Source organism: Streptomyces sp. NPDC048172 (assembly GCF_043202595.1).
Taxonomy (GTDB): Bacteria; Actinomycetota; Actinomycetes; order Streptomycetales; family Streptomycetaceae; genus Streptomyces.
Genome location: NZ_JBIDAT010000004.1, coordinates 716,333 through 741,998, shown reverse-complemented (window position 1 = coordinate 741,998; position 25,666 = coordinate 716,333). Strand labels below are relative to the sequence as shown.

24 protein-coding genes are annotated in these 25,666 nt (G+C 72.4%); 11 read left to right on the top strand and 13 right to left on the bottom strand.

Annotated elements, in window-relative coordinates; all coding sequences use genetic code 11:
- Positions 1-3 precede the first annotated feature (3 nt).
- A complete protein-coding gene (locus tag ACGF3A_RS21020; protein WP_393731725.1) occupies positions 4-972 on the bottom strand; it encodes an SMP-30/gluconolactonase/LRE family protein in 969 nt (322 codons plus the stop codon).
- Positions 973-1,235: 263 nt separating this feature from the next.
- On the opposite strand from ACGF3A_RS21020, the gene ACGF3A_RS21015 reads away from it, so the two are divergent.
- The gene (locus tag ACGF3A_RS21015) at positions 1,236-2,060 is read left to right on the top strand and encodes a hypothetical protein (RefSeq protein WP_393731724.1); all 825 of its coding nucleotides are present in this window, start codon (positions 1,236-1,238) and stop codon (positions 2,058-2,060) included.
- Between the two features lie 31 nt (positions 2,061-2,091).
- Here the strand turns inward: ACGF3A_RS21015 and ACGF3A_RS21010 are convergent, their stop codons facing one another.
- Complete coding sequence (locus tag ACGF3A_RS21010) at positions 2,092-2,763, bottom strand: maleylpyruvate isomerase family mycothiol-dependent enzyme (RefSeq protein WP_393731723.1); 672 nt, start codon at positions 2,761-2,763, stop codon at positions 2,092-2,094.
- A gap of 128 nt (positions 2,764-2,891) precedes the next feature.
- Between ACGF3A_RS21010 and glnII the strand changes: the two genes are divergently transcribed.
- The gene (glnII, locus tag ACGF3A_RS21005; RefSeq protein WP_393731722.1) at positions 2,892-3,917 is read left to right on the top strand and encodes a glutamine synthetase; all 1,026 of its coding nucleotides are present in this window, start codon (positions 2,892-2,894) and stop codon (positions 3,915-3,917) included.
- A gap of 438 nt (positions 3,918-4,355) precedes the next feature.
- Here glnII and ACGF3A_RS21000 read toward each other — a convergent pair whose 3' ends face one another.
- Both ACGF3A_RS21000 and ACGF3A_RS20995 read right to left on the bottom strand, forming a co-directional pair.
- Positions 4,356-5,240, bottom strand: a complete 885-nt coding sequence (locus ACGF3A_RS21000) for a Gfo/Idh/MocA family protein (protein ID WP_393731721.1) — start codon at positions 5,238-5,240, stop codon at positions 4,356-4,358.
- A gap of 71 nt (positions 5,241-5,311) precedes the next feature.
- A complete protein-coding gene (locus ACGF3A_RS20995; RefSeq protein WP_393731720.1) occupies positions 5,312-7,624 on the bottom strand; it encodes an MMPL family transporter in 2,313 nt (770 codons plus the stop codon).
- A 426-nt stretch (positions 7,625-8,050) separates the two neighbouring features.
- Here ACGF3A_RS20995 and ACGF3A_RS20990 point away from each other — a divergent pair, with 426 nt between their 5' ends.
- Positions 8,051-9,373 carry a histidine kinase gene (locus tag ACGF3A_RS20990; protein ID WP_393731913.1) on the top strand — a complete coding sequence of 441 codons (1,323 nt, stop codon included), beginning with the start codon at positions 8,051-8,053 and terminating at the stop codon, positions 9,371-9,373.
- Here ACGF3A_RS20990 and ACGF3A_RS20985 read toward each other — a convergent pair.
- Complete coding sequence (locus ACGF3A_RS20985; protein WP_393731719.1) at positions 9,357-9,722, bottom strand: arsenate reductase family protein; 366 nt, start codon at positions 9,720-9,722, stop codon at positions 9,357-9,359. The two genes, ACGF3A_RS20990 and ACGF3A_RS20985, sit on opposite strands and share 17 nt — an antisense overlap.
- Positions 9,723-10,039: 317 nt before the next feature.
- Between ACGF3A_RS20985 and ACGF3A_RS20980 the strand changes: the two genes are divergently transcribed.
- Positions 10,040-11,020, top strand: a complete 981-nt coding sequence (locus ACGF3A_RS20980; RefSeq protein ID WP_393731718.1) for a Gfo/Idh/MocA family protein — start codon at positions 10,040-10,042, stop codon at positions 11,018-11,020.
- Here ACGF3A_RS20980 and ACGF3A_RS20975 read toward each other — a convergent pair.
- Positions 10,987-11,931 (bottom strand): LysR family transcriptional regulator, encoded by a 945-nt coding sequence (locus ACGF3A_RS20975; protein WP_393731717.1) that lies wholly within the window; start codon positions 11,929-11,931, stop codon positions 10,987-10,989. The two genes, ACGF3A_RS20980 and ACGF3A_RS20975, sit on opposite strands and share 34 nt — an antisense overlap.
- Positions 11,932-12,026: 95 nt before the next feature.
- Here ACGF3A_RS20975 and ACGF3A_RS20970 point away from each other — a divergent pair, with 95 nt between their 5' ends.
- On the top strand, positions 12,027-13,235 hold the full coding sequence (locus ACGF3A_RS20970) for an MFS transporter (protein WP_393731716.1): 1,209 nt from the start codon (positions 12,027-12,029) through the stop codon (positions 13,233-13,235).
- A gap of 398 nt (positions 13,236-13,633) precedes the next feature.
- On the opposite strand, the gene ACGF3A_RS20965 is transcribed toward ACGF3A_RS20970, so the two are convergent.
- Positions 13,634-15,379, bottom strand: coding sequence for a regulator (locus tag ACGF3A_RS20965; RefSeq protein WP_393731715.1), 1,746 nt, complete (start codon positions 15,377-15,379; stop codon positions 13,634-13,636).
- A 229-nt stretch (positions 15,380-15,608) separates the two neighbouring features.
- Here ACGF3A_RS20965 and lipB point away from each other — a divergent pair, with 229 nt between their 5' ends.
- The 4 genes from lipB (at position 15,609) to ACGF3A_RS20945 (ending at position 18,504) form a co-directional block, all read left to right on the top strand.
- Positions 15,609-16,418 (top strand): lipoyl(octanoyl) transferase LipB, encoded by an 810-nt coding sequence (gene lipB, locus ACGF3A_RS20960; protein WP_393731714.1) that lies wholly within the window; start codon positions 15,609-15,611, stop codon positions 16,416-16,418.
- A 75-nt stretch (positions 16,419-16,493) separates the two neighbouring features.
- Positions 16,494-17,435: a lipoyl synthase gene (gene lipA, locus ACGF3A_RS20955; protein WP_393731713.1), complete on the top strand. Its 942-nt coding sequence runs from the start codon at positions 16,494-16,496 to the stop codon at positions 17,433-17,435.
- A 177-nt stretch (positions 17,436-17,612) separates the two neighbouring features.
- Entirely contained in the window at positions 17,613-17,792 is a 180-nt protein-coding gene (locus tag ACGF3A_RS20950) for a hypothetical protein (RefSeq protein WP_393731912.1), read from the top strand.
- A 10-nt stretch (positions 17,793-17,802) separates the two neighbouring features.
- Positions 17,803-18,504, top strand: a complete 702-nt coding sequence (locus ACGF3A_RS20945; RefSeq protein ID WP_393731712.1) for a DUF4191 domain-containing protein — start codon at positions 17,803-17,805, stop codon at positions 18,502-18,504.
- A gap of 93 nt (positions 18,505-18,597) precedes the next feature.
- Here the strand turns inward: ACGF3A_RS20945 and ACGF3A_RS20940 are convergent, their stop codons facing one another.
- Entirely contained in the window at positions 18,598-19,071 is a 474-nt protein-coding gene (locus ACGF3A_RS20940) for an RDD family protein (protein ID WP_393731711.1), read from the bottom strand.
- Between the two features lie 237 nt (positions 19,072-19,308).
- Here ACGF3A_RS20940 and glnA point away from each other — a divergent pair, with 237 nt between their 5' ends.
- Positions 19,309-20,724, top strand: coding sequence for a type I glutamate--ammonia ligase (glnA, locus tag ACGF3A_RS20935; RefSeq protein WP_393731710.1), 1,416 nt, complete (start codon positions 19,309-19,311; stop codon positions 20,722-20,724).
- Between the two features lie 27 nt (positions 20,725-20,751).
- On the opposite strand, the gene ACGF3A_RS20930 is transcribed toward glnA, so the two are convergent.
- From ACGF3A_RS20930 to ACGF3A_RS20910, 5 genes are all read right to left on the bottom strand, one after another.
- Entirely contained in the window at positions 20,752-21,216 is a 465-nt protein-coding gene (locus tag ACGF3A_RS20930; RefSeq protein WP_393731709.1) for a lasso peptide biosynthesis B2 protein, read from the bottom strand.
- A complete protein-coding gene (locus ACGF3A_RS20925; protein ID WP_393731708.1) occupies positions 21,213-21,470 on the bottom strand; it encodes a lasso peptide biosynthesis PqqD family chaperone in 258 nt (85 codons plus the stop codon). The genes ACGF3A_RS20930 and ACGF3A_RS20925 overlap by 4 nt, the downstream gene beginning before the upstream one ends.
- Entirely contained in the window at positions 21,467-23,224 is a 1,758-nt protein-coding gene (locus ACGF3A_RS20920; protein ID WP_393731707.1) for an asparagine synthase-related protein, read from the bottom strand. The genes ACGF3A_RS20925 and ACGF3A_RS20920 overlap by 4 nt, the downstream gene beginning before the upstream one ends.
- A gap of 100 nt (positions 23,225-23,324) precedes the next feature.
- Positions 23,325-23,450: a lasso RiPP family leader peptide-containing protein gene (locus ACGF3A_RS20915; protein WP_393731706.1), complete on the bottom strand. Its 126-nt coding sequence runs from the start codon at positions 23,448-23,450 to the stop codon at positions 23,325-23,327.
- A gap of 382 nt (positions 23,451-23,832) precedes the next feature.
- Entirely contained in the window at positions 23,833-24,648 is an 816-nt protein-coding gene (locus ACGF3A_RS20910) for a hypothetical protein (protein ID WP_393731705.1), read from the bottom strand.
- A gap of 580 nt (positions 24,649-25,228) precedes the next feature.
- Between ACGF3A_RS20910 and ACGF3A_RS20905 the strand changes: the two genes are divergently transcribed.
- The gene (locus ACGF3A_RS20905) at positions 25,229-25,633 is read left to right on the top strand and encodes a hypothetical protein (RefSeq protein ID WP_393731704.1); all 405 of its coding nucleotides are present in this window, start codon (positions 25,229-25,231) and stop codon (positions 25,631-25,633) included.
- Positions 25,634-25,666 lie beyond the last annotated feature (33 nt).

The window sequence follows — 25,666 nt, the reverse complement described above, 5'->3', positions numbered from 1 at the left end:
CCCTCACAGGGGCACCGATACCACCGTGTACGGGGTGTCGGGGGTGGGCGGCGTCGAGAAGCGGGCGTTCACGACGTAGAGCCGGTCGCCGTGGCGGGCGGCCGTGGTCGGGGTGTCGAAGCGGGGGTCGGAGATCCGGCGGCGCAGCACCGCCGTCGTCGCCCCGGCGTCGAGGGTCAGCACACTGACGACGCCGAGCCGGTTCTGCACCACGTACAGCGTGCGGCCCAGGCGCAGCAGGCCGTCGGCGCTCAGCAGGTCGTCCACGCCGCGCAGCGCGAGCGCGGCGGCGCGCCCGGTGCGCGGGTCCACGCGGTACAGCCTGCCCACCGGCTGGCTGCTGGCGACGATCAGGGACTCGCCGTCGGGCGCGGAGACCACCCCGTTGGCGTTGATGGCGCCGGGCTCCTGGTGCCAGTCGCCGCCCAGCCGCAGCCGCCGCACGCGGCCGCGCCCGCCGCCCCTGGGCACGCCGTACAGCACCGCGTCGTACGAGTCGGTGAACCAGGCGCGGTCGCCCAGCAGCACCCCGTCGTTGACGAAGTGCCCCGCGCCCTCCGCCACTTGGTGGGTGACGACCAGCTCGCCCGTACGCGCGTCGACGACGCGGACCGTTCCCGCGTCGCGGCCCGCGAGATACAGCAGCCCGTCGCGGTCCAGCTTCAGCCCGACGGTCGCCGCGCCTTCCGCGCCCGCGTGGACGATCCGGCCGCGCCCGGTGCGCAGATCCGCGCGGTACACGGCGCCGTTCACGAGCGAGCCGCAGTAGGCGTACGGCTGCCGCCCGATGGTGATGCCCTCCGGCTGGAAGCCGTCGGGCAGGGCGAACGCGTCCGGCCACCCGCCGTCGCCGCCGCTGTCACTCGCGAAGGCGGCCCCGCCGCCAACTGCCGTGGCGAGCGCGGCGAACCCCGCACCGGCCAGCACGGTGCGACGGGAGGGGCGTAAGGGAAGAGGGTCTGTCCGGGTCATGGCTCGTGCCTCCGCTGGAATCGGGGAGAGAGGGGAACGGGAGAACTCCGGTGCGACACCCGTTCTCAACGACCCGTCACATCCCGGTGTTCCCAGGGGGTTTGGAGGGGCACCGGCTCGGAAGGGTGGGTGATCCCGGTCAAGCTGACGCGGTCCGATGAACACGTCACCTCTCCGCCGGTCCTCCGTTAGCTCGATGGACACGGCGCGGCGCCCACGGGTGCCGACGCCGACGGATGGGACCGAGAGGAATCAGGAATCGCGTGAGGAAGAACCAGCGGCTCACGGCCGTCGCCACGCTCGTCGCCACGGCCTTCGGGGTGGGGTGCGGCACGGCCGCCGCCGCTTCGGACCAGGGCCTGGGTCAGGGCCAGGGGGCCGGCGGCGGGCACATCTTCTGCAACAACCCGTACAACGCCACCCTGGTCGACACCTCCGGCGGCGCGGCGGCGGTGCGCCAGGCCCAGGACCTCCTCGGCCTCGGCCTGGGCGGCGACGGCACGGGCGGCTCCGGCACCGGCGGCACCGGCTCGGGCGGCAGCTCCAGCAGCGGCGACGGCGCCGGAGGCAGCGGTACGGGCGGCGGTGGCGGCCACGGCGACGGCGGCCGGGGCGGCGACGGCGGCTTCGGCGGCGTCAACCCCGCGGCCAACCTGCCGTTCGGCATCTCCCTCGGCGACAAGAAGGGCTCCGCGAGCAGCTCAGGCCGTTCGCCCGGCGGCAACGGCGGTACGGGCACCGGTGGCGCGGGCGCCCAGGGCCAGGGCGGCGCGGGCACCAGCGGCGACTCGGCGGGCGGCGCCGGACGGGGCGGCTCCGGGATCGGCGCCGAGGGCGCGGGCGGCGCCGGTTCGGGCGGCGGACGTCAGGAGCAGGGCGCCGCGGCCAACGGCGGCAAGGGCGGCAGCGCCGACCTCTCCAACGTCCAGATGGCCGGGAACAACCGCTGCGGCACGAGCACGGACACCGACATCAGGCCCGTCACCGACAACAGCACCAACACGGTGACCGACAACAGCACCGCGACGGACAACTCCCGCCGGGACGACAGCGTCCGGGACGAGTCGGTGGAGACCGGCATCCTGTAGCCCGGGTGGCGCGGCCCCGGCAGGCCGCGCCTCAGGCGTAGAGGCGCAGCTCCTCCTCGCGGGCGCCCGTGAGCGTGTAACGGGCGCCCGCGAGGGGCCGGTTCGCGTAGAGCCGGAACAGGGTCGGGGTGTCGGCCGTGAGGAGCGCGGGCGCGCGGCCGTCGCCGACGGGCACCCCGAGGGCCACCTCCGTCCCCGGCCGGTCCGTCAGCGTGGCGTGCAGCAGGGGCGTCTCCTTGCGCCGGGCGGCCAGGGAGAGCAGCGCGAGCGCCTCGCCCGCCGCCTTGCCCCCGTACGCCCCGGGCTCGCCCCACGCCTCCCGTACGTCCCCCGCGTGCACCCACTCGCCGAGCGCGACCGTGTCCAGCAGCCCGTGCTCGTGGCCCGCGATGACCGGGCCCGCCTCGGTGTAGCCCCGCTCCAGCTCGTCCAGCACCGCGCCCAGCGGCCAGGGGTCGCGCTCGGCGACGTCCGCCGCGTTCGAGGCGTCGGAGAAGACGCCGGGCTCCAGCCGGTTCTCGACGATACGCATCAGCGCCGCCGCGCAGTGCGCGAGGACCTGGCGCACGGTCCAGTCCGGGCAGGCGGTCGGCAGCGCGAAGTCCTCCTCGGGCGCCCGCCGCAGCATCGGCATCAACTGCTCGCGCTCGGCGAGCAGCACCCGTCCCGGCAGCCCGGCGTCCCGTACGTCCCCGTCACTCATGGGCAGTCAAGTTACACCCACGACACGGATGAGCAATGGCCGAGAAATCGCGCTCTGTGAGGATCTGTCGCGCTACCACGCACTACGCAGCACGCACTACGCGTCAGCGCTCCCGTAAGGACGACATCGTGAGCATCAAGGCCGAGTACATCTGGACCGACGGAACGCAGCCGACCGCCAAGCTCCGCTCCAAGACGAAGATCCTCCCGGACGGCGCGGACACCGCCGCCCTCCCGGACTGGGGCTTCGACGGATCCAGCACCAACCAGGCCGAGGGCCACGCGTCCGATCTCGTCCTGCGCCCGGTCTTCAGCTGCCCCGACCCGATCCGCGGCGGCGCCCACCTCCTCGTCCTCTGCGAGGTCCTGCACGTCGACGGCACCCCGCACCCCACGAACAAGCGGGCCGCGCTGCGCGCCGTCGCGGAGGAGCACGCGGACCAGGAGGCCCTGTTCGGCATCGAGCAGGAGTACACCTTCTTCGAGGGCGCCCGCCCCCTCGGCTTCCCCGAGGGCGGCTTCCCCGCGCCGCAGGGCGGCTACTACTGCGGCGTCGGCGCCGACGAGGTCTTCGGCCGCGAGATCGTCGAGAAGCACCTCGACCACTGTCTCACCGCCGGACTCGGCGTCTCCGGCATCAACGCCGAGGTCATGCCGGGCCAGTGGGAGTTCCAGATCGGCCCGCTCCCCCCGCTCGACGTCTCCGACCACCTGTGGGTCGCGCGCTGGCTCCTCTTCCGTACGGCCGAGGAGTTCGGCGTCTCCGCCACGCTCGACCCCAAGCCGGCCAAGGGCGACTGGAACGGCGCGGGCGCCCACACCAACTTCTCCACGCGCGCCATGCGCGAGGGCTACGACGCGATCATCACCGCCTGCGACGCGCTCGGCGCGCCGGGCAAGCCGCTGGAGCACGTACGGGAGTACGGCGCCGGCGTCCAGGAGCGGCTGACCGGCGCGCACGAGACGGCGTCCTGGGACGAGTACACGTACGGCGTCTCCCATCGCGGGGCCTCCGTGCGTATCCCCTGGCAGGTCGAGCGGGACAAGAAGGGGTACATCGAGGACCGCCGCCCCAACGCGAACGTCGACCCGTACGTGGTGACGCGACTCCTGATCGCCACCTGCTGCCCACCCCTGTCCAAGGCCCACCTCTGAGACCCCGGGGCCGTGCGGAGCCCCTGCTTTCCCGCTGCGCAGAGATTGCCCCACCTCCCCGTCGCAGACCGCGCGTGCGCTGTTGGCTAGCCGCGCAGTTCCCCGCGCCCCTGCTTCTCCCTCCACCCCACTGCGCTCGGCAGTCCTGCGCTTCTCCCTCCGCCCCACTGCGCTTGGGAAGTCTGCGCAAGGCGCAGGGTTGGCAAGCGCAGCCCACTTCGCCGGGTGCTCCCGCGAAAGAGCCGGGTTCGGGGTGCCCCGGGCTGTGGTTCGCGGGGCGCGCCCGCGTCGGGGCTTGGCGCGCAGTTCCCCGCGCCCCTAGGGAGAAGGGGCGAGCCCGAAAGTCTTGAACCGGTCGCGCCCCGCGGCGGAGCCGCAAAGCAAACACAGCCCCGCGCCCCTGAGGGAGAAGGGGCAAGCTCCGACGGACGGCTTGGGTTAGAGCGTTGATTGCGCTTGGGTCAGGAGTTGGGTGATCGACTCGGCGAAGTGGGCGTCGCAGGGGTGCGGGGCCTCCCCGCGTGCCGACGAGAGCAGGGCGTCGACCGCGTGGGCGAAGGAGGACTCCGGCGACTCGTCGCGCTCGGGCAAAGACGCGACGCCCGCGTCGCCCCGCACCTCGGCCACCACCCCAGAGGCCGCCGCCGGAACGGTATGGCTCAGCGTGGCCGTACTCGACGCCCCGCCCTCGTGGCGGAGCGTGAGGTGGACCGTGTCGCCCGCGCCCCGAGCGCCCCGCACCGAGGTGACGGCGCCCAGCAACGGCACCAGGACCGAGAGCGCGTGCGGCCCGATGTCCCAGAGCGGGCCCTTGTCGCGGCGCCAGGGGGAGGCCGCGTACGGGGAGTCGGAGTCGGCGAAGACGGGGGAGAACCAGTCGGCGCGCCCCAGCATCCAGCCCCCGGCGCCGTCCCCGACGGCCCGCTGCTCGTCGAGCCAGCGCGCGGTCGACGCGGTGAAGTGGAGCGTGAAGAAGACGACGGAGGCGACCCCCGCCCGTTCGACCGCGGCCGTCACCTCGCGCGCGCCCTCGACCGTCGTCGCCAGCGGCTTGTCCAGCAGCAGATGGCGGCCCGCCTCCGCGGCCCGTACCGCAAGCGGCGCCTGGACGTCGGGCGGGAGCGCGACGGCGACCGCGTCGCAGTCGGCGAGGAGCGCGTCCGGGTCGGCGTACGCGCGGGTGTCCAGGCGCGTGGCGAGCGTCTCGGCGGCCTCCGCGCGCCGCCCCCACACCCCCACCAGTTCGACGTCGTCGTGCGCCGCGAGCGCGGGCCCGTGCGTCCGCCCGGCCCAGGGACCTGTGCCCAGAAGTCCGAATCTCATGAGGGAACCCTAGACAGCCGACGAGGGGCCCCGCCCGTAGGCGGAGCCCCCTGGTCACGTGCGTACGGGCGTCAGCGCATCCGCACCGTCGGCTCGTCGGACGTCGGGTAGCCGTAGCCCGGGACCCCGAGGCGGGGGTCGGCGGCGGTGGGCGCCGCCGGGGGAGTCGGCTCGTCGTCCGAGGGGCCGTGCTCCAGGTCCGGCAGCCAGCGCAGCCACTTCGGCAGGTACCAGCAGCGGTCGCCGAGCATCATCATCGCGGCGGGCAGCAGCACCATGCGGACGATCGTGGCGTCCAGCAGGACGGCGACCGCCAGGCCGACGCCGAGCTGCTTCATGTCCGTCATCCGCAGCGTCGCGAAGACCGCGAAGACCGCGACCATGATGACCGCCGCGCTGGTCACCGCGCCCGCCGTGGAGCGGATGCCCTCGCGGATCGCGTCACGCGTCGACCGGCCCCGGTCCCGTGCCTCGCGGATACGGGAGACCACGAACACGTGGTAGTCCATCGAGAGCCCGAAGAGGATGACGAGGATGAACAGCGGCATCCAGGACTCGATCGCGCCGTTCTTCTCCGCGCCGAGCAGGTCGACGGCGACGCCGTGCTGGAAGACGGCGGTCATGACGCCGTACGCGGCGGCGACGGAGAGCAGGTTGAGGACGATCGTGACTCCGGCGATGGGCACGGAGCGGAAGCAGACCAGCATCAGCAGGAACGTGATGACGGTGATGAAGGCCAGGATCGGCCCGATGTCCTTCTTGAGCTGGTCGTTGAAGTCGGTCGAGGACGCGAGCTGTCCGCCGACGTAGGCCTTGCCGTCCTCGGCCACGGGCTCCAGCTTCTCCGGGACGAGCTTGTCGCGGAGCTGGTCGAGCGCGGCCTTCGAGGTGTCGTCGGTGCCGTTGCCCTTGAGCGGCACATCGATGGTGGCGACGTTCTGCTCGGCGTACACCTGGGTCCGTACGCCCTGGCCGAAGTGCTCCTTGTCGGCCTTCACCGCGCGGGTGAAGCCGGTCAGCGCGTCGCGGACCTTCTCGTCCTTCATGTCGGCCTTGACGACGATGCTGGCCGGAGCCGGGCCGCCGGGGAAGGTTTCGGTGATCTTCTCCGTGGCGACGCGCAGCTCAGTGCCCGAGGGCATCAGCTTGTCGATCTCGAACTGCTCGGTCTTCATGCCGACCGCCGGAGCCGCCAGCACCAGCATCAGCGCGGCGCCCAGCGCGGCGAACATCCCCGGCGCCGCGAGCACGGGCCGCAGCATCGCACCGGCGAACCGGCCCTGGGGCTTGCGGCGTCCGGCGGCGACGTCCTTCTTACGGCCGCCGAGGAAGGGGACCTTGCCCTTCTCCACGCGGTCCCCGAGCCAGGAGAGCATCGCGGGCAGGATCGTCACGGAGCCGAGCATCGCGATGAACACGACGAGGATCGTCGCGGCGGCGAAGCCCTTGAAGAGCAGCAGCCCGGACAGGAACATCCCGGCCATCGCCACCATCACCGTCAGCCCGGAGACGAGCACGGCGCGCCCGCTGGTCTCGGCGGCGATGCGCAGCGCGGTCTCCGAGTCGCGGCCGTTGGCCCGCTCGTCCCGCTCGCGGCGCAGGTAGAAGAGGCAGTAGTCGACGCCGACGGCCAGGCCGATCAGCAGCATCACGGAGGTCGTGGTGTCCTGGATGTGCATCTGGGTGCTGACCAGCGCCAGCAGGCCGTTGGCCGCGACGAACGCGGTGACGGCGAGCGCGACCGGCAGCAGCGCGGCGACGAGCGCCCCGAAGACGACGAGCAGGATGCCGATCGCGAGCGGCACGGCCGTCCACTCGGCCTTGGCGAAGTCGTCGCCGAGCACCTTGTTCAGCCACTTGCCGCCGCTGGCGTCGCCGGTCTGGTAGACCTCGGTCCCGTCGTCCCTGTGCTGTTCACGCACCTTGTCGACGGCCGCGATGACCTTGTCGGCGGGCTTCTCGTCCTCCTTGAGCTGCTCGTCGTCCTTCTTCATCTCGAAGGTGACGAGCCCGGCCCTGCCGTCCTCGGAGGGCAGCGCCTGCTGGAGCTTCTGGACCTCACCGGTGTCCTTGAGCGCCGCCCGGAGGTCGCCCGCCGCCCCGCGCCAGCCGCCCTTGGCCTCGCTGCTGATCATGACGGACTCGCTGGGGTGACCCTTGATCCCGGCGTCGTCCATGATCTCCATGGCCTTGGCCGTGTCCCCGGCGGTCTGCTCGTGCGGGTCCGGCTCGGTCAGCCCCGTCATCCCGCCCAGCACCGAGGCGATGACGACGAAGAGGAGCCAGCCGAAGATCGCCGTCTTCCGGTGCCGGGTGCTCCATCCCCCGAGCCGCCCGGCGAGGCCCGAGGCCCTTCGCTGTGTGTTCCGTGTTCCGTCCCGCATCGGATTCTCCGTCTCCCCGTAAGTCCCGTTGACGTCCGTGTCGTTGTGCCATCGACGTTAGGAACGGGCGGAGCTGGGCCACAGCCGCCGAACCCCCGTATCAGGGGTGTCGCAGGGCCAGCGCCGGTGGTGCATCTAGCACCACCCCGGCTCGGGTGCGGAACCCAGTGGATCCCGTGCGGTGTGCACAGCACACTGGTGAGGGCGGCGGCCGGAGAGGTTCCGGTCGGCGGCGGACGGACGAGGTGAGGCGGAGTGAGCGGGGAGACGAGAAGCGGCGGCGCGACGGTGGACCGGACGTCCGCCGCGCAGCCCCACGCCGGAGCGGGCACGGCCGCGGGCACGGCCGCGGGCGGTGTCGGGGGAGCGAGCCCGGCCACCGGAGCGGGCACCGGCGCGCGTACGGGCACGGGCACGGTCACCGGCATGGACACCGGCACCCGCGCCCCCACCGGTGGAGTCGCGTGGGCACGGAGGGCACGCTGGACGCGTGCGTCGCTGGTCGCCGCCGTGCGGGGGCTGGGACTGTCGGTCGTCGCGCTCGCGGGCTCGCTGACCCTCTTCCTCACCACCGTGGTCTCGATGGCGCTCATGTTCCTCGGGGTGGGGGTCTTCACCACCCCGTGGCTGGTCGACCTCACGCGCCGCCACGCCAACCAGCGGCGGATCCTGGCCCGCGACTGGGCGGGCCTCACGATCCTCGCCCCGTACCGCCCGCTGCCGCCGATGCCCCCGGCGGGCGTCACGGGGTACGTCGAGCGCTGCGTCCTGCTGATGAAGGACCCCGCCACCTGGCGGGACCTGCTCTGGCTGCTCGTCGACAGCGTCGCGGGCTTCGTCACCGCGCTGCTCCCCGCCGCCCTGATCGGGTACGCGATCGAGGGCTGGGTGATGTTCCTCGGCGTCTGGCACGCCGTGCGGGGCGGCTACTGGTACGGGTTCGTCCACGTCCAGGACTTCGGCGACGCGGTCCAGTGCGCCGCACTCGGCACCGGGCTCCTCCTGCTGGGCCTCACGGTCAACCCGTACCTGCTCAAGGGCCACTTCCTGCTCACCCGCGGCATGCTCGCCCCGAGCCGCGGCGCGCAGCTCGCGCGCCGCGTGGAGCACCTGTACGAGACGCGGCACGACGCGGTGGACTCCTCGGCCGCCGAGCTGCGCCGCATCGAGCGCGACCTGCACGACGGGGCGCAGGCCCGGCTCGTCGCGATGGGCATGAGCCTCGGCACCATCGAGGCCCTGATCGAGCACGACCCGGCCCGCGCCAAGAAGCTCCTCGCCCAGGCCCGCGAGAGCTCCGCCGAGGCGCTCACCGAGCTGCGCGACCTGGTGCGCGGCATCCACCCGCCCGTCCTCGCCGAGCGCGGCCTGGGCGACGCGACGGAGGCCCTCGCCCTGCGCATGCAGCTCCCCGTCGAGGTCGACGTCGACCTCCCCGGGCGCTTCGAGGAACCGGTCGAGTCCGCCGCGTACTTCGCGGTGAGCGAGGTCCTCACCAACGCCGCCAAGCACTCGGGCGCCGACCGCATCTGGCTCGACGCGCGCTACGACTGGCAGGCGGGCGGCATGCTCCAGATCGCCGTCACCGACGACGGACGCGGCGGCGCCTCGCCCGACAACGGCACGGGGATGCGCGGCATCGAGCGCCGCCTCGCCCAGTTCGACGGGATCCTCGCCGTCAGCAGCCCGCCCGGCGGGCCGACGATGGTGACGATGGAGATCCCCTGCGAGCTCACGAGCCGGAGCTGACCACTCCGCGCACCGCCTCGTCCGTACGCGCCACCACGGCCGTCCCGTCGTCGGCGGTGATGATCGGACGCTGGATCAGCTTGGGGTGCGCGGCGAGCGCCGCGATCCACCGCTCCCGCGCGGCGTCCTCCCGCGGCCACTCCTTGATCCCCAGCTCCTTCGCCACGGCCTCGCCGGTCCGCGTGATGTCCCACGGCTCCAGCCCCAGCCGTGCCAGCACGTCCCGCAACTCCTCCTCCGACGGCGGATCATCGAGATACCGCCGCACGGTGTACGAGACCCCTCCCTCATCCAACAGCTCCACGGCACTCCGGCACTTCGAACAGGCAGGATTCACCCAAATCTCCATCCCCCCACGGTACGGGGGACGCCGCAGCGCCCCCGCCACATGAGCAGAGGCCTGCCCCGTCAGGGGCGCGGGGAACTGCGCGCCCAGCCCCAGCGCACGCGCGCTCGGCGACGCACGGGTAGGGGCTGCCCCTGTCCGTGCGTCGCGGGCCGCGGGCGCGCTGTGCCCGCTCGCGCAGTTCCCCGCACCCCTGAGGGGCGCTCGTCGTGCCCGGCATGGGAAGAGTTCGCCCCGGTGGGCACACCGGACATCGAGGGCGACGCGAGCCCGGCGCGCGTTACTGGGGCCAACGGCCCCCCAGGAACTGGAGTCCGCCCATGAGGATCGGCGCACTCGGCGCAGCCGACATCACCCCGATCGCCCTGATCAGGCCGGCACGGGCGGTCAAGGGAGTCGAGGTAGCCGCCGTCGCGGCGCGCGACAGGGACCGGGCCCGCAGATTCGCGGCCCGGCACCGCGTGCCCACGGTGCACGGCTCGTACGACGACCTGCTGGCGGACCCGTCGCTGGACGCCGTCTACGTGCCGCTGCCCCACTCCCTGCACGCGCAGTGGACGGTGGCCGCGCTCAAGGCCGGGAAGCACGTCCTGTGCGAGAAGCCGTTCACCTCCAACGCGGCCCAGGCCCGCGAGATCGCCGCGGCGGCCCAGGACAGCGGCCTGGTGGTGATGGAGGCCCTGCACTACCGCTACCACCCGCGCACCGAGCGGATGATGGAGATCGTCCGCAGCGGGGAGCTGGGCCGCGTCCGGCGGGTGGAGACGACGATGTGCGTCCCGCTGCCCCTGTTCTCCGACATCCGCTACGACTTCCACCTCGGCGGCGGCGCGCTGACGGACCTCGGCTGTTACGCCGTGCACTGTCTGCGCCTGCTCGCGTCCGGGGAGCCCGAGGTCACCGCGGCCGAGGCGCTGCCCTTCTGGCGCGACCGGCGCGTCGACCGGGCGGTCACCGCGCGGTTCCGGCTGCCCGGCGGGGCCGTCGGCCGCATCCACGCCTCGCTGTGGTCCTCGACCCTGTACCGCATCCGGGCCCGGGTCATCGGCGACCGCGGCACGATGACGGCCAGCAACTTCGTCGTGCCCTCGTTCCCGATGTCGCGCTTCACGGTGACCGCGGGCGGCCGTCGGCGCCGCGAGCGGGTCCGCGGCGAGTCCACCCACACCCACCAACTGCGCGCCTTCGCGGCGGCGGTGCGCGGGGAACCGGCCAATCTCACCCCGCCTGCGGACTCGATCGTGACCATGGAACTGATCGACGACATCTACACCGCGGCAGGTCTCCCCGTACGCCCCTGAGCCCGCTCCTTCACGGCGTTCGCCGACCAGTGCGCGCGGGCAAGGTCGGCCAGTTCGCGGACGGCCCGGGTGGGCCCCCGCTCTCCTCTCCGTACGAAGAAGACGTCGAGCACCGGTTCCTCCGCCCACGGAAGGACGGCCAGTTCGCCGCGTTCGGCCTCCCGCGCGACCGACGCCGTGGGCGCGAGCCCCACCCCGAGGCCCGCGGACACGCACCGCCGCAGCGCCTCCAGACTGAAGAACTCGACGGTCGGCGGCCGCAGCCCCGCCCTGCTCAACTCCCGTTCCATCACGATCCGCTGGGCGCACCCGGCCTCCAGCAGCAGCACCGTCTCCCCGACGAGATCGGCCGTCTCCACGCGCCCCGCCGACGCCAGCGGATGCCCGGCACGGGCGATCAGCCGCAACGGCTCGCGCAGCATCCGCTCCGCGCGCACCCCGGGTTCCCGTACCGCCTCCTCCTGGAGGAACCCGGCGTCCACCGTGCCCTCGGCCAGCGCGTCGAGCAGGGGGCCGCGCCCGGCGGGCTGGAAGGCGAGCCGCAGATGCGGGAAACGTTCGCGCACGGCCCTGAGCACCGGCGGCAGATGGTGCGCGCACAGGCTCTCCGGCGCCGCGAGCCGCAGCGTGCCGCGCACCTGCCCCGGGTCGTCGCCCGCGCCGCGCACCGCCTCGCGGGTCTGCTCGGCGTGCCCGAGCAGCGAACGCGCGTGCCCGCACAGCTCCCGGCCCGGCTCGGTGAGCAGCACCCGCCGCCCCAGCCGTTCGAAGAGCTGCACCCCCAGCTCGGCCTCCAGCGCCTTCACATGCGCGGTCACGCTCGACTGCACGTACCCCAACTCCTCGGCGGCGCGCGTGAAGTGCAGGTGCCGGGCCACGCAGAGGAACGTCTCCAGGTGCTTGAGCTCCATGGCCCGATGGTGCCACGAACCCATCGCCGGTGCCGATCGAAAGCATCGAAAACATTCGTTGGACGCGATGGATGGAGGCGGCCTACAACTCGACCATGACCACCGCACCCCCACGACGGGACGACACCGACGACCGATCCCGCAATCGTCCCTTCCGCTTCCTCCTCGCGGGCACGGTCGCCGTCTTCGGCAACCTCTCGCTGCTCCTCGCCGTCGTTCCGCTCTGGGCCGAGGAGGGCGGGGGAGGCCACGGCGGCGCGGGCGCGACGACCGCCGTCACCATGGCCGCGACCGTCGCGGCCCAGCTCTGCATGGGCCTGGTCCTCCGCCGTACGGCCGCCCGCCGCGCGCTGGCCCTCGGCACCCTCACCATGGGCCTGCCCGCCTTCGCCTACGCCCTCTCCGACGGCCTCACCTGGACCCTCGCCGTCTCGGCCGTACGGGGTCTCGGCTTCGGCATGGTCACCGTCGCGGGCAGCGCCCTCGTCGCCGAACTGGTCCCCGAGAGCCGACGCGGCAGGGCCGTCGGCCAGTACGGCGTCGCCATCGGCATCCCGGCCGTCGCCTCCCTCCCCGTAGGAGCCTGGGCCGCCGATACGTTCGGCTACACGCCCGTCTTCGTCGTGGCGGGCGCCCTGGGCGTACTCGCGGCCCCCTTGAGCGCGTCGGCCCGCGGCACGCTCCCGCCGCCGGAACGGACACGGGAACGGGAACAGGGGCGAGGGCGAGGGAGACGAGGGAACGACTCCCTCCGCCCCTTCCTCACCCCCTGGACGCTGCTCTTCGTCTCGGTGGGGACCTTCGGCAGCCTGGCCTCGTTCCTGCCGCTCGCGCTGACCGCGCCCGGCGCGGCGCCCGCCGGACTCTTCGCGCTCTCCACGGCGCTGATCGCGGGCCGCTGGGCGGCGGGCGTACGGAACGACCGGCGCGGCGGCGCCGGGCGCCTGGCGGCGCCCTCCGGCCTGCTCTGCGCGCTCGGCATGCTCGGCTTCGGCGCGGCGGGCGCCGTACCCGAACCGCTCTCGCTCCCGCTCGCCCTCCTCGCGGGCGCGGCCCACGGCTTCGGCCTGGGGGCGCTGCAGAACGACACGCTCGTCGCGATGTTCCACCGCGCGGGGCCGGGCCGCCACGGGGTCGCGAGCGCCGTCTGGAACTCCGCCTACGACGCGGGCTTCGGCACCGGAGCCCTCACCACAGGCCTCCTCTCCCAGTCCCTCAACCTCCCCCTCCACGCCACATTCCTGATCCTGACAGCAACCCTCACCCTCACAGCAACAGCAACCCTGCGAAGAACCAGCCCGTGAGCGCCCCACCGGACACGCGAACAGAGCCCTGCCCCCTCAGGGGCGCGGGGAACTGCGCGCCAAGCCACGACGCGGTTGCAGTCCGCGACGCACGGTCAGGGGCAGCTGGTGCCCGGCACGCGGGGAGGGTCCGACGCCTGATGTGCCCCGTCAGGGGCGCGGGGAACTGCGCGACAAGCCACGACGCACCCGCGCCCGGCAACGCACGGGTAGGGGCTGCCCCTGTCCGCGCACAGCGGGCCGCAGGCGCGCTGTGCCCGCTCGCGCAGTTCCCCGCGCCCCCAAGGGCGAAGGGGGTGCCCCGCGAAGTCACGGTCGTTCCGCGGCGGACACGCGGACACGCGAGGGGCGGACGCGGGGACCCTGCCCCGCGTCCGCCCCTCACCACGAGGCACGCCCTACACGAGTGCCGAGACCTTCTCGCGATAGGCCCGGACCGGCGCGGCGTCGCGGTACGGCTCGAGGCGGCGCTCGAAGTCCCGCACGTACTCGTGCGCCCGTACCGACCGCATCTCCGCCGCCTGGTGCGCCGCCTCGACGGCCAGCGCGCACGCCTGGTCGATCTCGCCGAGGCCCAGCCGGGCCGTCGCCAGGACGATCCGGCAGAAGAGGCGGCTGCGCGCGTACCCCGCGCCGCGGAGCTGGAGCGAGCGCTCCGCGTGCTGCGCGGCGGCCCGGTACTGCTGGAGGTCCCGGTGGCAGTGCCCGAACTCGTCCGCGAGCTGCGCCTCGTCGAAGAAGCGTGCCCACTGCGGCACGTCCTCGCCGGGGCGCGACGCCTCCAGCGCGCGCTCGGCCCGCGCCAGCGACGCCGTGCAGGCGCGCACCTCGCCGAGCACGCCGTGCCCGCGCGCCTCCGCCGCGTGCAGCAGCGCCTGGACGACGGGCGCGGCCGAGGCGCCCACACCCTGCTGCGCGACCCGCGCGAGCTGCACGGCCTCGCGCCCGTGCCCGAGGTAGACGGCCTGTCGGCTCATCGTGACCAGCACATAGCTGCCGAAGGCACGGTCGCCCGCGGCCTGCGTGAGGCGCAGGGCCTGGACGAAATAGCGCTGGGCGAGGCCGTGCGCCGCGATGTCGTACGACGTCCAGCCCGCGAGCCTCGTCAGGTCGGCGGCGGCGCCGAAGAGGCGCCGTCCGAGCTGTTCGTTGTAGACCCCGCGCAGCATCGGCTCGGCCTCGTGCTCCAGATAGCGCACGAGGGCCTGGCGGGCGTGGCCCCCGCCGTACGCGTGGTCGAGGGCGCGGAACAGCTCGCAGACCGAGCGCAGGGCCGCCACGTCCCCGCCCGAGACGCGCTGCCCCGGGCCCCGCTCGATCCGGTCCAGGCGCGCGGCGGAGAGCGCGGGCCGGGCCACGACGCCCGTGCCCGCCATCCGCGTCTGCGCGGGCACGCGCACGCCGACGCCCCCGCCGCCCGGCCCGTGGCCCGGCCCGTGTCCGGGGCCGTGGCCGGGCCCGTGTCCGGGGCCGTGCCCATGACCGGGACCGTGGCCCGCTCCGTGCGCGCCCCCGGCGCCCGGCCCCGGCGCACTCCCGGGGCCCGCACCACCCGGCGCCCCGGGTCCGCCAGGTCCGCCGGGTCCGCCGCCACCACCGGCGGCGCCGGGCGCGCCCGGCCCGCCCGCCCCGCCTCCGCTCTCGGGCTCGGGACCCCGCGCCACCCGTTCGTCGGCGCGTCCGATCAGCCAGTCCCGGCTCGGCACCACCAGCCCGGCCGGGGTGAACGCGATCTTGCGCAGCTCGGCGTGGCTGCCCGAGTCCTTGCGCCACAGCCCGCTCACGATGTCCACCGCCTCGGCGGGCGTCGCGGCGAACTCCAGGCCCGCGTACACGGGGGCGCACGCGTCGAGGCCCAGGTCCTGCGCGGTGAGCCGCCTGCCGAGCCTGCGGGTGAAGACCTCCGCGATCAGTGCGGGGGTCGTGCCGCGTGGCTGCTGACCGCGCAGCCACCGCGTCACCGACGTCTTGTCGTAACGCAGGTCAAGACCGTGTTCCAGACCGAGCTGGTCCACGCGGCGGGCGAGGCCGGCGTTGGAGAAGCCCGCCTCTGCGATCAGTGCGGCAAGCTGGCGGTTGGGGATGCGCTGCTGGGAGGACTGGTTCGCAGAGCTCACTGCGGCCCCAGGTCGTTCCATCGTCATCGGCTTTACGGTCTCCTGCCCTCGCGGCTTACGGCAGACGCCGGGGCGCCCTGCTGGAACGGCGCGAATGTAACGGGCCTTCGCACACCACTCGCCCCCTTCGTCGCGTATTCATCCGTACGTGTGAGGGGGTGGCCTCGTGCCGGACCCGCGCGCCCCGCCCGTAGAGTGGCGGAGGGGCGCGAGCGCGCGGCGCCCCGCGGCGACGCGCTGAACGAGGAGGAACGGCATGGGGCAGCCCGCGGCTCACGGCCAGGGGAACGGCGAACTGCGCTTCGTTCACCTGGGGTTCGGTGCCGAAGCCGTCGAGTACCTGGAGGCGTGGCAGGAGCAGCGCAGGGTGCACTCCGCGCGCTTCGCCGACGAGATCCCCGACACCTGTCTGCTGCTGGAGCATCCGCCCGTGTATACGGCCGGACGGCGCACCGCGGACGACGAGCGCCCGCTTGACGGCACTCCGGTCGTGGACGTGGACCGCGGTGGCAAGATCACCTGGCACGGCCCGGGCCAGCTCATCGGCTATCCGATCCTCAAGCTGCCCCGCCCGGTGGACGTGGTGGCGCACGTGCGCCGTCTGGAAGAGGCCATGATCCGGAGCTGCGCGGAGTTCGGCCTGGAGGCCACCCGTATCGAGGGCCGCAGCGGCGTCTGGGTCCTCGGCGACCCGGTCGAGAGCCGTCCGGCGGCCGGCCTCTCCCTGGACCTGGACCCCCGGCTGAACCAGGACGAGTACGACCCGCGCCTGATGGGCCCCGAGTACGCCCCCTCCAACGCGGGCCAGCGCCGCGAGGACCGCAAGCTCGGCGCGATCGGCGTCCGCGTCGCCAAGGGCGTCACGATGCACGGCTTCTCGCTGAACTGCGACCCCGACAACACCTGGTTCGACCGGATCGTCCCCTGCGGCATCCGCGACGCCGGGGTCACCTCGCTCTCCAACGAGCTGGGCGGGAATGTTCCGGTCTCCGAGGTGCTTCCGGTAGTGGAGAAGCATCTGCGCGAGGTGCTGGAGACCGCACACCCGGTGCCCCGCGCGGTCTGAGTCCGTATACGACCCGTAAAGCACAGGCGTAGGGTGGCCTACGCCGACGATTCGAAAGTACGTAGGGAGCCGGACGTGTCCGCTGTCGCACCCGACGGTCGCAAGATGCTCCGCCTGGAGGTCCGCAACAGTCAGACCCCCATCGAGCGCAAGCCCGAGTGGATCAAGACCCGGGCGAAAATGGGCCCCGAGTACAACGCCCTGCAGAACCTGGTCAAGAGCGAGGGCCTGCACACGGTCTGCCAGGAAGCGGGCTGTCCCAACATCTTCGAGTGCTGGGAGGACCGCGAGGCGACCTTCCTCATCGGCGGCGAGCAGTGCACCCGGCGCTGCGACTTCTGCCTGATCGACACGGGCAAGCCCCAGCCGCTCGACCGCGACGAGCCGCGCCGCGTCGCCGAGTCCGTCCGCTCGATGGAGCTGCGGTACGCGACGATCACCGGCGTCGCCCGCGACGACCTGGACGACGGCGGCGCCTGGCTCTACGCGGAGACGGTCCGCAAGATCCACGAGATGAACCCGGACACGGGCGTAGAGCTGCTGGCCCCCGACTTCAACGCGGAAGCGGACGCTCTCGCCGAGGTCTTCTCCTCCCGCCCCGAGGTCTTCGCGCACAACATCGAGACAGTTCCGCGGATCTTCAAGCGCATCCGCCCCGGCTTCCGCTACGAGCGCTCGCTGGAGGTCCTGACCAAGGCCCGCGAGGACGGCCTCGTCGTCAAGTCGAACCTGATCCTCGGCCTGGGCGAGACCCGCGAGGAGATCAGCCAGGCGCTGCGCGACATGCACGAGGCGGGCGCCGAGCTGATGACGATCACCCAGTACCTGCGCCCCACGCCGCGCCACCACCCGGTGGAGCGCTGGGTCAAGCCGCAGGAGTTCGTCGAGCTCAAGCAGGAGGCCGACGAGATCGGGTACGCGGGCACGATGTCGGGCCCGCTCGTCCGCTCCTCGTACCGCGCGGGCCGTCTGTACCAGCAGGCGATGGAGGCCCGCGGCGCGACCACGGCGGCGTAGTCGTCCCGTCCGTGGCGTCCGTCCCGTCCGTGGCGTCCGTGGCGGGAAACGGACCGTAACCGTCAGGAACGCGTGGCGATCCCTTGTGCGGACTTTGATGCTCCGGACATCCGCTGGTAATACGGATTCGTGACGATGGGTTCACGCACCGCATCCAACGAGATGAAGGGGATCGCCATGCGACGGGCGCTGAAGAGGCTGGAGAGCCTGGAGGGTCTGCTCCTGAGCCGCGGCCACCGCACCGCGCGCCGTAACGCCTGGACCTCCGTCCAGGAGGACCGCCGCCGCGCCCGTGCCCGTACCGAGGCGGAGCGGCTACTGGACTCCGCCCGCGAGGGTACGCGCCACGCCACGTAAACTTCCTCCCATGGCGAGGAAGGACAACACCGAGAACCCTGGGCGGCTCAAGCAGATCGCTCAGACGTACAAGATGACCCGGCGCGTGGACCGGAAGATCGGTTGGATCCTGGCCGGCGTAGGGATTGTCACCTTCGGTGTCCTCCTCGCGATCGGCTTCCTGATCGATCACCCGGTCTACCTGGGCATCCTGGGCCTGCTGCTGGCGCTGCTCGCGTGCGCGATCGTCTTCGGACGCCGCGCCGAGCGCGCGGCGTACGGGCAGATGGAGGGCCAGCCGGGCGCGGCTGCCGCGGTCCTGGAGAACTTCGGCAAGGGGTGGCACGTCACCCCGGCCGTCGCGATGAACCGCAGCCAGGACGTGATCCACCGCGCGGTCGGCAAGGCGGGCGTCGTGCTCGTCGCCGAGGGCAATCCGAACCGGCTGCGCGCCCTGCTGGCCTCCGAGAAGAAGAAGATGGCCCGCGTCCTGGGCGACGCCATCCCGGTCCACGACATGGTCGTGGGGAACGAGGAGGGCCAGGTCCCGCTGACCAAGCTGCGCACCCGGCTCATGAAGCTGCCCCGGGTCCTCCCGGGCTCCCAGGTCACCGAGGTCAACGACCGCCTGCGCGCGCTGGGCGACCTCATGAAGAACATGCCGATCCCGAAGGGCCCGATGCCCAAGGGCATGCGGATGCCGAAGGGCCCGAGCGGCGGCGGCCGCCGCTGACGCCGTCTGTCGACGGGCCGTATACGTTCGAGGGCCGGGCGCGAGGAGAATCGCGCCCGGCCCTCACGTACGCACAGACGCGTACTGGTTGGCTCAGATCCGGACCTGCACGGCGCTGGAGAGCCGGTCGTGCAGTCCGCGGTTGTCGCGGTCCCAGACGAGGGCGGGGATGGCGAGCCCCAGCAGGACCGTACGCACGGCCGTACGCCACAGGGGGAGCTTGCCGAGGCCGTTCACGTCGACGACCCGGAGGCCGAGGAGCCGCTTGCCGGGCGTCGAGCCGATCGTGCCCACGGTGAGCAGGCTCATCACGAGGAAGACGACGAGCGCCCAGTTGTTCGTGGAGTGGATCTGCCGTCCGGCCAGCAGCCCGAAGGCGATGAGGGCCGAGAGCGCCCAGTCGATGAAGAGCGCGCCGAACCGGCGGCCGAGCGGGGCGACGGAGCCGGGACCCGACTCGGGAAGGCCGAGCCGCTCACCGCGGTAGCCGTAGCCGCTGACGCCCATCTCCTCGGCGGCGGCACGCGGCCCGGAGAGCCACGATCCGATTGCATCCCTGTTGTCCACCCGTCCACGGTATCGAACGGTTGGCGGGGCCCGGCGGCGCGGGGGCGCGGCGCGGGCGCAGGGGAGCGGGTGACGATACAGCCCGGCGCCGTCCCGCCTGGTTAACATCGGCGAAACAAATGAGTCATGCTGGAGAAATGGCCCCTGCCTATGGTCGGTCACCAGCGTGCCACCGCACTGGCCCGCGCCCGGAGCAACTCCCGTCCCACCGGGATGGACGGGACTAGGAGGACTTGGATGTTCCAGAACCCCGACGAGGCCAAAAAGTACATCGCGGACAACGACGTCAAGTTCGTGGACGTACGCTTCTGCGATCTTCCGGGCATCATGCAGCACTTCACGGTGCCTGCCGAGACCTTCGACCCGACCGAGAGCCTGATGTTCGACGGCTCGTCGATCCGTGGCTTCCAGGCCATCCACGAGTCGGACATGGCGCTCGTCCCGGACCTCTCCACGGCCCGCCTGGACCCCTTCCGCTCCGAGAAGCACCTCAACATCAACTTCTTCATCCACGACCCGATCACGGGCGAGCAGTACAGCCGTGACCCGCGGAACGTGGCGAAGAAGGCCGAGGCGTACCTCGCCTCCTCCGGCATCGCGGACACCGCCTTCTTCGGCCCCGAGGCCGAGTTCTACGTCTTCGACGACGTGCGGTTCGAGACGAAGGCGAACGCGGGCTACTACCACATCGACTCCGAGGCGGGTGCCTGGAACACCGGCACCGTCGAGGACGGCGGCAACCGCGGGTACAAGGTCCGCTACAAGGGCGGCTACTTCCCGGCCCCGCCGGTCGACCACTTCGCCGACCTGCGCGCCGAGATCTCCCTGGAGCTGTCCCGCGCGGGCCTGGAGGTCGAGCGCCAGCACCACGAGGTGGGAACGGCCGGCCAGGCGGAGATCAACTACAAGTTCAACACCCTGCTGGCCGCCGCCGACGACCTGATGCTCTTCAAGTACATCGTGAAGAACACGGCCTGGCGCAACGGCAAGACCGCCACGTTCATGCCCAAGCCGATCTTCGGCGACAACGGCTCCGGCATGCACGTCCACCAGTCCCTCTGGGCCGGCGGCGAGCCCCTCTTCTACGACGAGCAGGGCTACGCGGGCCTCTCGGACACCGCCCGCTACTACATCGGCGGCATCCTGCGCCACGCCCCGTCCCTCCTGGCCTTCACCAACCCGACGGTGAACTCGTACCACCGCCTGGTCCCCGGCTTCGAGGCCCCGGTCAACCTGGTCTACTCGCAGCGCAACCGCTCCGCGGCCATGCGCATCCCGATCACGGGCTCCAACCCGAAGGCCAAGCGCGTCGAATTCCGCGCCCCGGACCCCTCCTCGAACCCGTACCTGTGCTTCGCCGCCCTCCTCATGGCGGGCCTCGACGGCGTCAAGAACAAGATCGAGCCCGCCGAGCCGATCGACAAGGACCTCTACGAGCTCGCCCCCGAAGAGCACGCCGACGTCCCCCAGGTCCCCACCTCCCTCCCGGCCGTCCTGGACGCCCTGGAGTCCGACAACGAGTACCTCCAGGCCGGCGGCGTCTTCACCTCCGACCTCATCGAGACCTGGATCGACTACAAGCGCACCCACGAAATCGCCCCGATGCAGCTGCGGCCCCACCCGCACGAGTTCGAGCTGTACTTCGACATTTAAGGTGCGGGCCGGGCCTACGCCCCGCCGTCAAGGGCCGTCGTCCCGGTTCTCGGGGTGGCGGTCCTTGGTGTTCGGGGGGCGTGGCGGGGCGATGGTGATGGTGGGGGTGTAGTAGCCCGCCGGGTGGGGTTCTCCGATGGGCTGGCCGTCGGCCTCGACCCAGGCGTGGGCGCGGAAGGGGCTGGTGCGTACCCCCGTGCGCCAGGTGGGCCAGTTTCCGGTCATGCGGCACAGCAGGGCGGTGGCCAGGGAGCGTTGGAGGCAGTGCTGGCCCGCGCAGCGGGTGCTGACCGTCACCACCGCGTCGCGTGCGGCTGCCGCTTGTGCGGTGGTGGCGGGGCGGGCGCCGGTACGCAGGAGGCGGAGCGCGGCACGCAGGCGGCGGGGCGGCAGGGGGATGAGCGCGCGGGCCGCCGCTACCGCCAGGCGGGCGGCGAGGCGTCGGCGGAGTGGGACGGAGGGCCGTTCTTCGAGTGCGAACGGGACGCTCATGCGTGGGCCAGCTTCGCCGCGCACAGGGCGTCGACCAGGGCCGTCACATCGGTGTGCGCCTGCTGCGTGCCGATGCCGTACCGCTCGCGCAGCCGGTCCGCCGCCTGATCGTGGCCCGCGCCGTCGAGCAGGGCGTGCAGGACGAAGGAGCCGGTGGCGTTGAGGTTGAAGTAGCGTCCGTGCCGCTCGTCCAGCAGGACGGCGCCGTGCCCGGTGTCGGTGAGGACGACGTCCGGTGTCAGGGTGAGGGTCACAACGCTCCTTCGGCGAGGGCCGGTTGGCGGTTCCGGTCGGGCAGGGTGCGCAGCCACACCTCGCAGGCGAGGGTGGGTTCCAGGGCTTGCAGGGTCTGGGTGAAGGCGTGGCCGGTGTGCAGCGCCGCGCGGACCGCGGCGTCGTCGATGAGGCCGCGGCCAGCGAGCAGGGAACCGTCGAAGAGGTCCAGCAGGGTGCCGCGGTGGCGGCGCAGGCCGTCGAAGACGTCCTCGCCGAAGTCGCTCTTGGTGGCGCGGCCCAGCAGCTCGTCGGGCACGAGGCCGCGCATGGCATGGCTGAGGAGCGGTTTGTAGCGGCGTGGGGTGGCGCGCTCGGACAGCTGGACGCCCATGGCTGCCTCGATCACCCGGTCGTCCAGGAACGGTGCGGCGTAGTCCACGCCGTGCCCGGCCATCAGCCCGGCCACGTACCGCACCGTGGCTCCGCCGTACTGGATGAACTCCGCGGTGATGTGTGCCGCGCGGTCCCGGCCCAGAGGGCTCGGCCGGGTGGTTGCGGCCCGGCGCAACAGGTCGTGCACCGTGGCGAGCGCGTCGGGGGTTGTCCAGGCCGGCATCCGTACGGGCAGCGTCCAGCTCAGGTGGGGGAGGGAGGGGGAGGGCAGCGGGTCGCGCAGCTGTCCGCCGAGCGAGCCGAGCCAGGACGCGTACGATCCGCGGTCCGCCAGGCCCCGCACGGTGGGCCACAGCGGCCAATGACGTAGCGCGCGGCGATCCTGCACGCAGCGGGCACCGGTCCAGGGGTGGCGCCGGACCAGGGTGTGCAGGCAGGTCGTGGCGGTATGGAACACCTCGTCGCCGCCGTGTCCGCACAGGTGGAGGCGGGAGCCGCGGGCGGCGACGCGCTCGGCGAGATCGACCAGCCGTGCCCCGGAACGCACCCAGAACGGGGGTTCGGAGCTCAAGGTCAGCCTGGCGCTCTTGTCCAGTCCGGCGAAGAAGGTGGGCGAATGCCCGTACTCGAGGAGCAGATGCTCGGCGTCCGGAAGGTGCCCGTTGAGGTGGGCCGCCCACGCGGCGTCGTCCCCGCCGACATCCAGCTGAGACCGGCGGACGGTCAGCAGGCCAGGGGCCAGGTGCGCCGCGAGATGGGTGATCGTACCCGAGTCCACGCCACCTGACTGGTCCGTACTCACCGCGGGTGCCGCGGCGCGGACCCGGGTGTAGACGGCTTCGGTCAACGCCTCGCGGACGGCCAACGCCCCCTCGCGCAGCGGAACTTCCGGCTCGGGCGGCTGCCACCAGCGCTTGGTGTGTGCCGTCCCGTCCCGCTCCATCAGCAGGCACCAGCCCGGGGGCACCTGCCGCACCCCCTGCCACACCGGCCGTCCTCTCAGCGGGTGCGGCGCCTGCTGCGTGAGCAGGCGGAGGGCGAGCGTTTCGTCGTCCAGTCCGGCGCCGATGAGGCGGGCGAGCGTGTCGGGCCGGTCGGCGGCGACGGCGACCCCGGCCAGCCGGGCATGGAACAGCGCCCGCACGCCGGACGCCGTGCCCTGCGCCCGCACCTGGCCGTCCACCGAGGCCAGCAGATGGGCGCTTCCCGTCAGGCGACGGGCCGCGGCGTCGAGGTCGGATACGGTCCGCAGCCGGTCGGCCACCGTTTCCAGTGCCTGGCCGGTGGCCGGGCAGAACCCGGCCACCGCCACGCGCGTCTGCCTGACGGCCGACATCCGAATCCGGTCCGGTGCCCACCGGCCCACCACCCAGGGGCGGCCGGAGGCGTGGGTGAGCACCTGGACTCCGTGCAGCGCACACACCTGTTGCGCCGCCCCACGGGCCGCATCGCTGTCAGGCAGAAGCACGAATGCTGTCTCCAGCACCACAGATCAATCCTTACGGGACGAACTGGCCGTCCATGTCCGGCCAGAAGCCAATAGGTCCGAGGGTGAGATCGGTGAAGTCGCCGACCTCCACCAGGCTGGGTGCCTCGTAGGCCGGAGTCGTCTCCTGCTCTTCCATGACATGCCCTTTCTCTTCGGAGTACGGACGGATCGGGTGACCAGCCGCATACTCAGAGTGACTCGCCGGTCGGCGCGTCGGCATCACCCACACAGGGAGCGCGCGCAGCACCACGCTGCACATCGCTCGCAGCCTGGCGTGGGGATGCTCCCGTTGGGTCCGGGTGCGCCCTCAACGAGGGGTTTGGTCACGGATGTTCACGGAGCCGAAGGTTGTGGGGCGGGCCTTCAAGATGTCCGGAACCTCCGACAGCCTCCGACGGTCTCCGGCGGTTGAGCCCGCAGTCCGCGCCGTTCAGCGCGAGGTGCCAGGCACCGACTCCTGCGGCAGCGCGCACAGTTCCCCGGCACCGCCCAGCGCATCGAATGCCGACACCACGAACTCAGTCACCATGGGGCCGAACGGGCTCGCCGTGCCTGTCGCAGGGCAGCTTCGCGTCGGAGCCGAAGTGTTCGTCGTACTGGTGCGCCATTTGCTTCTCGATATCGGCCATCGCGGTCGGCCCGACCTTGACCACACCGTCGAAGGGGTGCTCCAAGTCGCGGATGAGGAGCAGCGTGCTGGTGAGCAGCACGGTGATGACGATGAACGTGGTGACTTCGGCGCCGTTCCTCCGGCGGGGCAGGCAGAACGCGACGGCGATCACCATCAGGGCGAGCAGGATGAGCACGAACCAGTAGACGGGGCTCGGGATGGCCTGCGTCGACTCGGCCAGCCGCTGTGTCCGGGCCTGCGAACGCTCGTTGTCCGCCGCCATCAGAGTGGAGAAGACCGGGTCGCCGGTCCCGATCTCGTCCAGCTCCTCCCGGAACGCGCTCGACCACACGCCGGTCGCCCTCGCCCCGTTCCCGTCCGCCATCGCGGGCCACTCCCGGTGCTGCACGGCGCGGGCGTAGCACACGGCGTCGCCCTGGAGGTGCCGCCGGTGCTCCTTGGAAGTATGGTCTGCCGTCTCGAACAGGTGGTCCACGGCGGCGGCCTCGGAGCGGGCCGCCTCGTCGGCCTTGTTCTGTGAGTTGGCGGCGGTGACGAGGGAGAACGCGAGCACGAGCACGGTCAGCGTCTGGAGCGGTCCGACCAGGTCCTTCACGCTCACCGAGGGCTCGTCGCCGTCGGTGACACGGCCGCGCAGGAAGCGGTTGAGGCCGATGCCCAGGGCGAGGGCGCCTGCGGCGACGACGATGGTGGCGATCAGCATGCGGTGTGTTCTCCCGGGGCGCCGGCGCTGGTACGGGGCTGGTACGACCGATGCGAGGCGCTTCCGCGCCCCGATTGCCGCGCCAAGATCCTTGTCCGGTCCGAGCCCGTTGGTCCGAACAGAACTGCCGCGTCGCGAACAATCACTCGATGGGATGGCTCTTGGCGCGGGTACGAGCACCGGGTGACCGGGCCCCCGGGAGCCGTCGCCGCCGCGGACGCGTACGTGCGCGATCTGTTCCGCCGCGATTCCCGGACAGCAATGGCTCTTCCCGATGGCTGGCGACCGGGGCCGGTCGTCTCACCGGGCCCGAGCACACCAGCGCGATGCGCGACCGTCCTCCTGTGGCGGTCGTGCAGCGATCGTGGCTGGTCACCCGCGTACGGAGATGCGGCCGGAGTGGACAGTCGGCTCACGCCCCCGTGGGGTTTGTCCGCCGCGCTCGGTACGCGGTCGCCTTCCCCTCCTACGCTTCACTCGGTAGTCGAACGACTACTTTGAGTTGCAGGAGGTGTAGGTGCGCTCCATGTCCGCAGGCCGCCTCGTGGCCGTTGCTTCGACTGTTCTTCTGCTGGCCGGGATGGCCAGTGCTGCCAGTGCCGGCCCGGCGCAAGCACAGGGTCCAGGTGGGTACGTCACGTATTCGATCGAGTTCTCCAACCCCCAGGAGAAGGACGACAACGACCTGCCCGAACCGTACGGCCAGGTCTCCCTGAGCGGGATGGACAGGGAGACGTCCCTGTGGCAGCAGCCGGATCTGGACCTCAACACTCCCACCCTGCCGCGCTACCCGGGGGTCGGCGTCACGCACAGGTACGCCGGTCACAGCATCATGGGGATCTGCGCGACGGTGGGTGAGGACGACACCGGCATCAACGCGGACGACGTCCTCGCCGCGGGCTGCGTGCCCTACAACGGGCCCGGCACATACACGGTTCCCGGCGAGGACGGATCCGTGACCGTCACCGTCCACCACGTCGGCTGACACCCACGCGCAGGCCTACGCCCTCCGGGCCGC

Bases quoted from the DNA above. Each gene is read 5' to 3' on its own strand.
- ACGF3A_RS20915 (WP_393731706.1), bottom strand. From the start codon at position 23,450: ATGGAAGAGCAGGAGACGACTCCGGCCTACGAGGCACCCAGCCTGGTG.
- ACGF3A_RS20975 (WP_393731717.1), bottom strand. From the start codon at position 11,931: ATGGAGCTCAAGCACCTGGAGACGTTCCTCTGCGTGGCCCGGCACCTG.
- ACGF3A_RS20995 (WP_393731720.1), bottom strand. From the start codon at position 7,624: ATGCGGGACGGAACACGGAACACACAGCGAAGGGCCTCGGGCCTCGCC.
- ACGF3A_RS20930 (WP_393731709.1), bottom strand. From the start codon at position 21,216: ATGAGCGTCCCGTTCGCACTCGAAGAACGGCCCTCCGTCCCACTCCGC.
- ACGF3A_RS20965 (WP_393731715.1), bottom strand. From the start codon at position 15,379: ATGACGATGGAACGACCTGGGGCCGCAGTGAGCTCTGCGAACCAGTCC.
- ACGF3A_RS21000 (WP_393731721.1), bottom strand. From the start codon at position 5,240: ATGAGATTCGGACTTCTGGGCACAGGTCCCTGGGCCGGGCGGACGCAC.
- ACGF3A_RS20990 (WP_393731913.1), top strand. From the start codon at position 8,051: ATGGACACCGGCACCCGCGCCCCCACCGGTGGAGTCGCGTGGGCACGG.
- lipB (WP_393731714.1), top strand. From the start codon at position 15,609: ATGGGGCAGCCCGCGGCTCACGGCCAGGGGAACGGCGAACTGCGCTTC.
- ACGF3A_RS21010 (WP_393731723.1), bottom strand. From the start codon at position 2,763: ATGAGTGACGGGGACGTACGGGACGCCGGGCTGCCGGGACGGGTGCTG.
- ACGF3A_RS20910 (WP_393731705.1), bottom strand. From the start codon at position 24,648: ATGCTGATCGCCACCATCGTCGTCGCCGCAGGCGCCCTCGCCCTGGGC.
- ACGF3A_RS20980 (WP_393731718.1), top strand. From the start codon at position 10,040: ATGAGGATCGGCGCACTCGGCGCAGCCGACATCACCCCGATCGCCCTG.
- ACGF3A_RS20945 (WP_393731712.1), top strand. From the start codon at position 17,803: ATGGCGAGGAAGGACAACACCGAGAACCCTGGGCGGCTCAAGCAGATC.
- ACGF3A_RS20950 (WP_393731912.1), top strand. From the start codon at position 17,613: ATGCGACGGGCGCTGAAGAGGCTGGAGAGCCTGGAGGGTCTGCTCCTG.
- ACGF3A_RS20985 (WP_393731719.1), bottom strand. From the start codon at position 9,722: ATGGAGATTTGGGTGAATCCTGCCTGTTCGAAGTGCCGGAGTGCCGTG.
- ACGF3A_RS20905 (WP_393731704.1), top strand. From the start codon at position 25,229: ATGGCCAGTGCTGCCAGTGCCGGCCCGGCGCAAGCACAGGGTCCAGGT.
- ACGF3A_RS21020 (WP_393731725.1), bottom strand. From the start codon at position 972: ATGACCCGGACAGACCCTCTTCCCTTACGCCCCTCCCGTCGCACCGTG.
- ACGF3A_RS20970 (WP_393731716.1), top strand. From the start codon at position 12,027: ATGACCACCGCACCCCCACGACGGGACGACACCGACGACCGATCCCGC.
- glnA (WP_393731710.1), top strand. From the start codon at position 19,309: ATGTTCCAGAACCCCGACGAGGCCAAAAAGTACATCGCGGACAACGAC.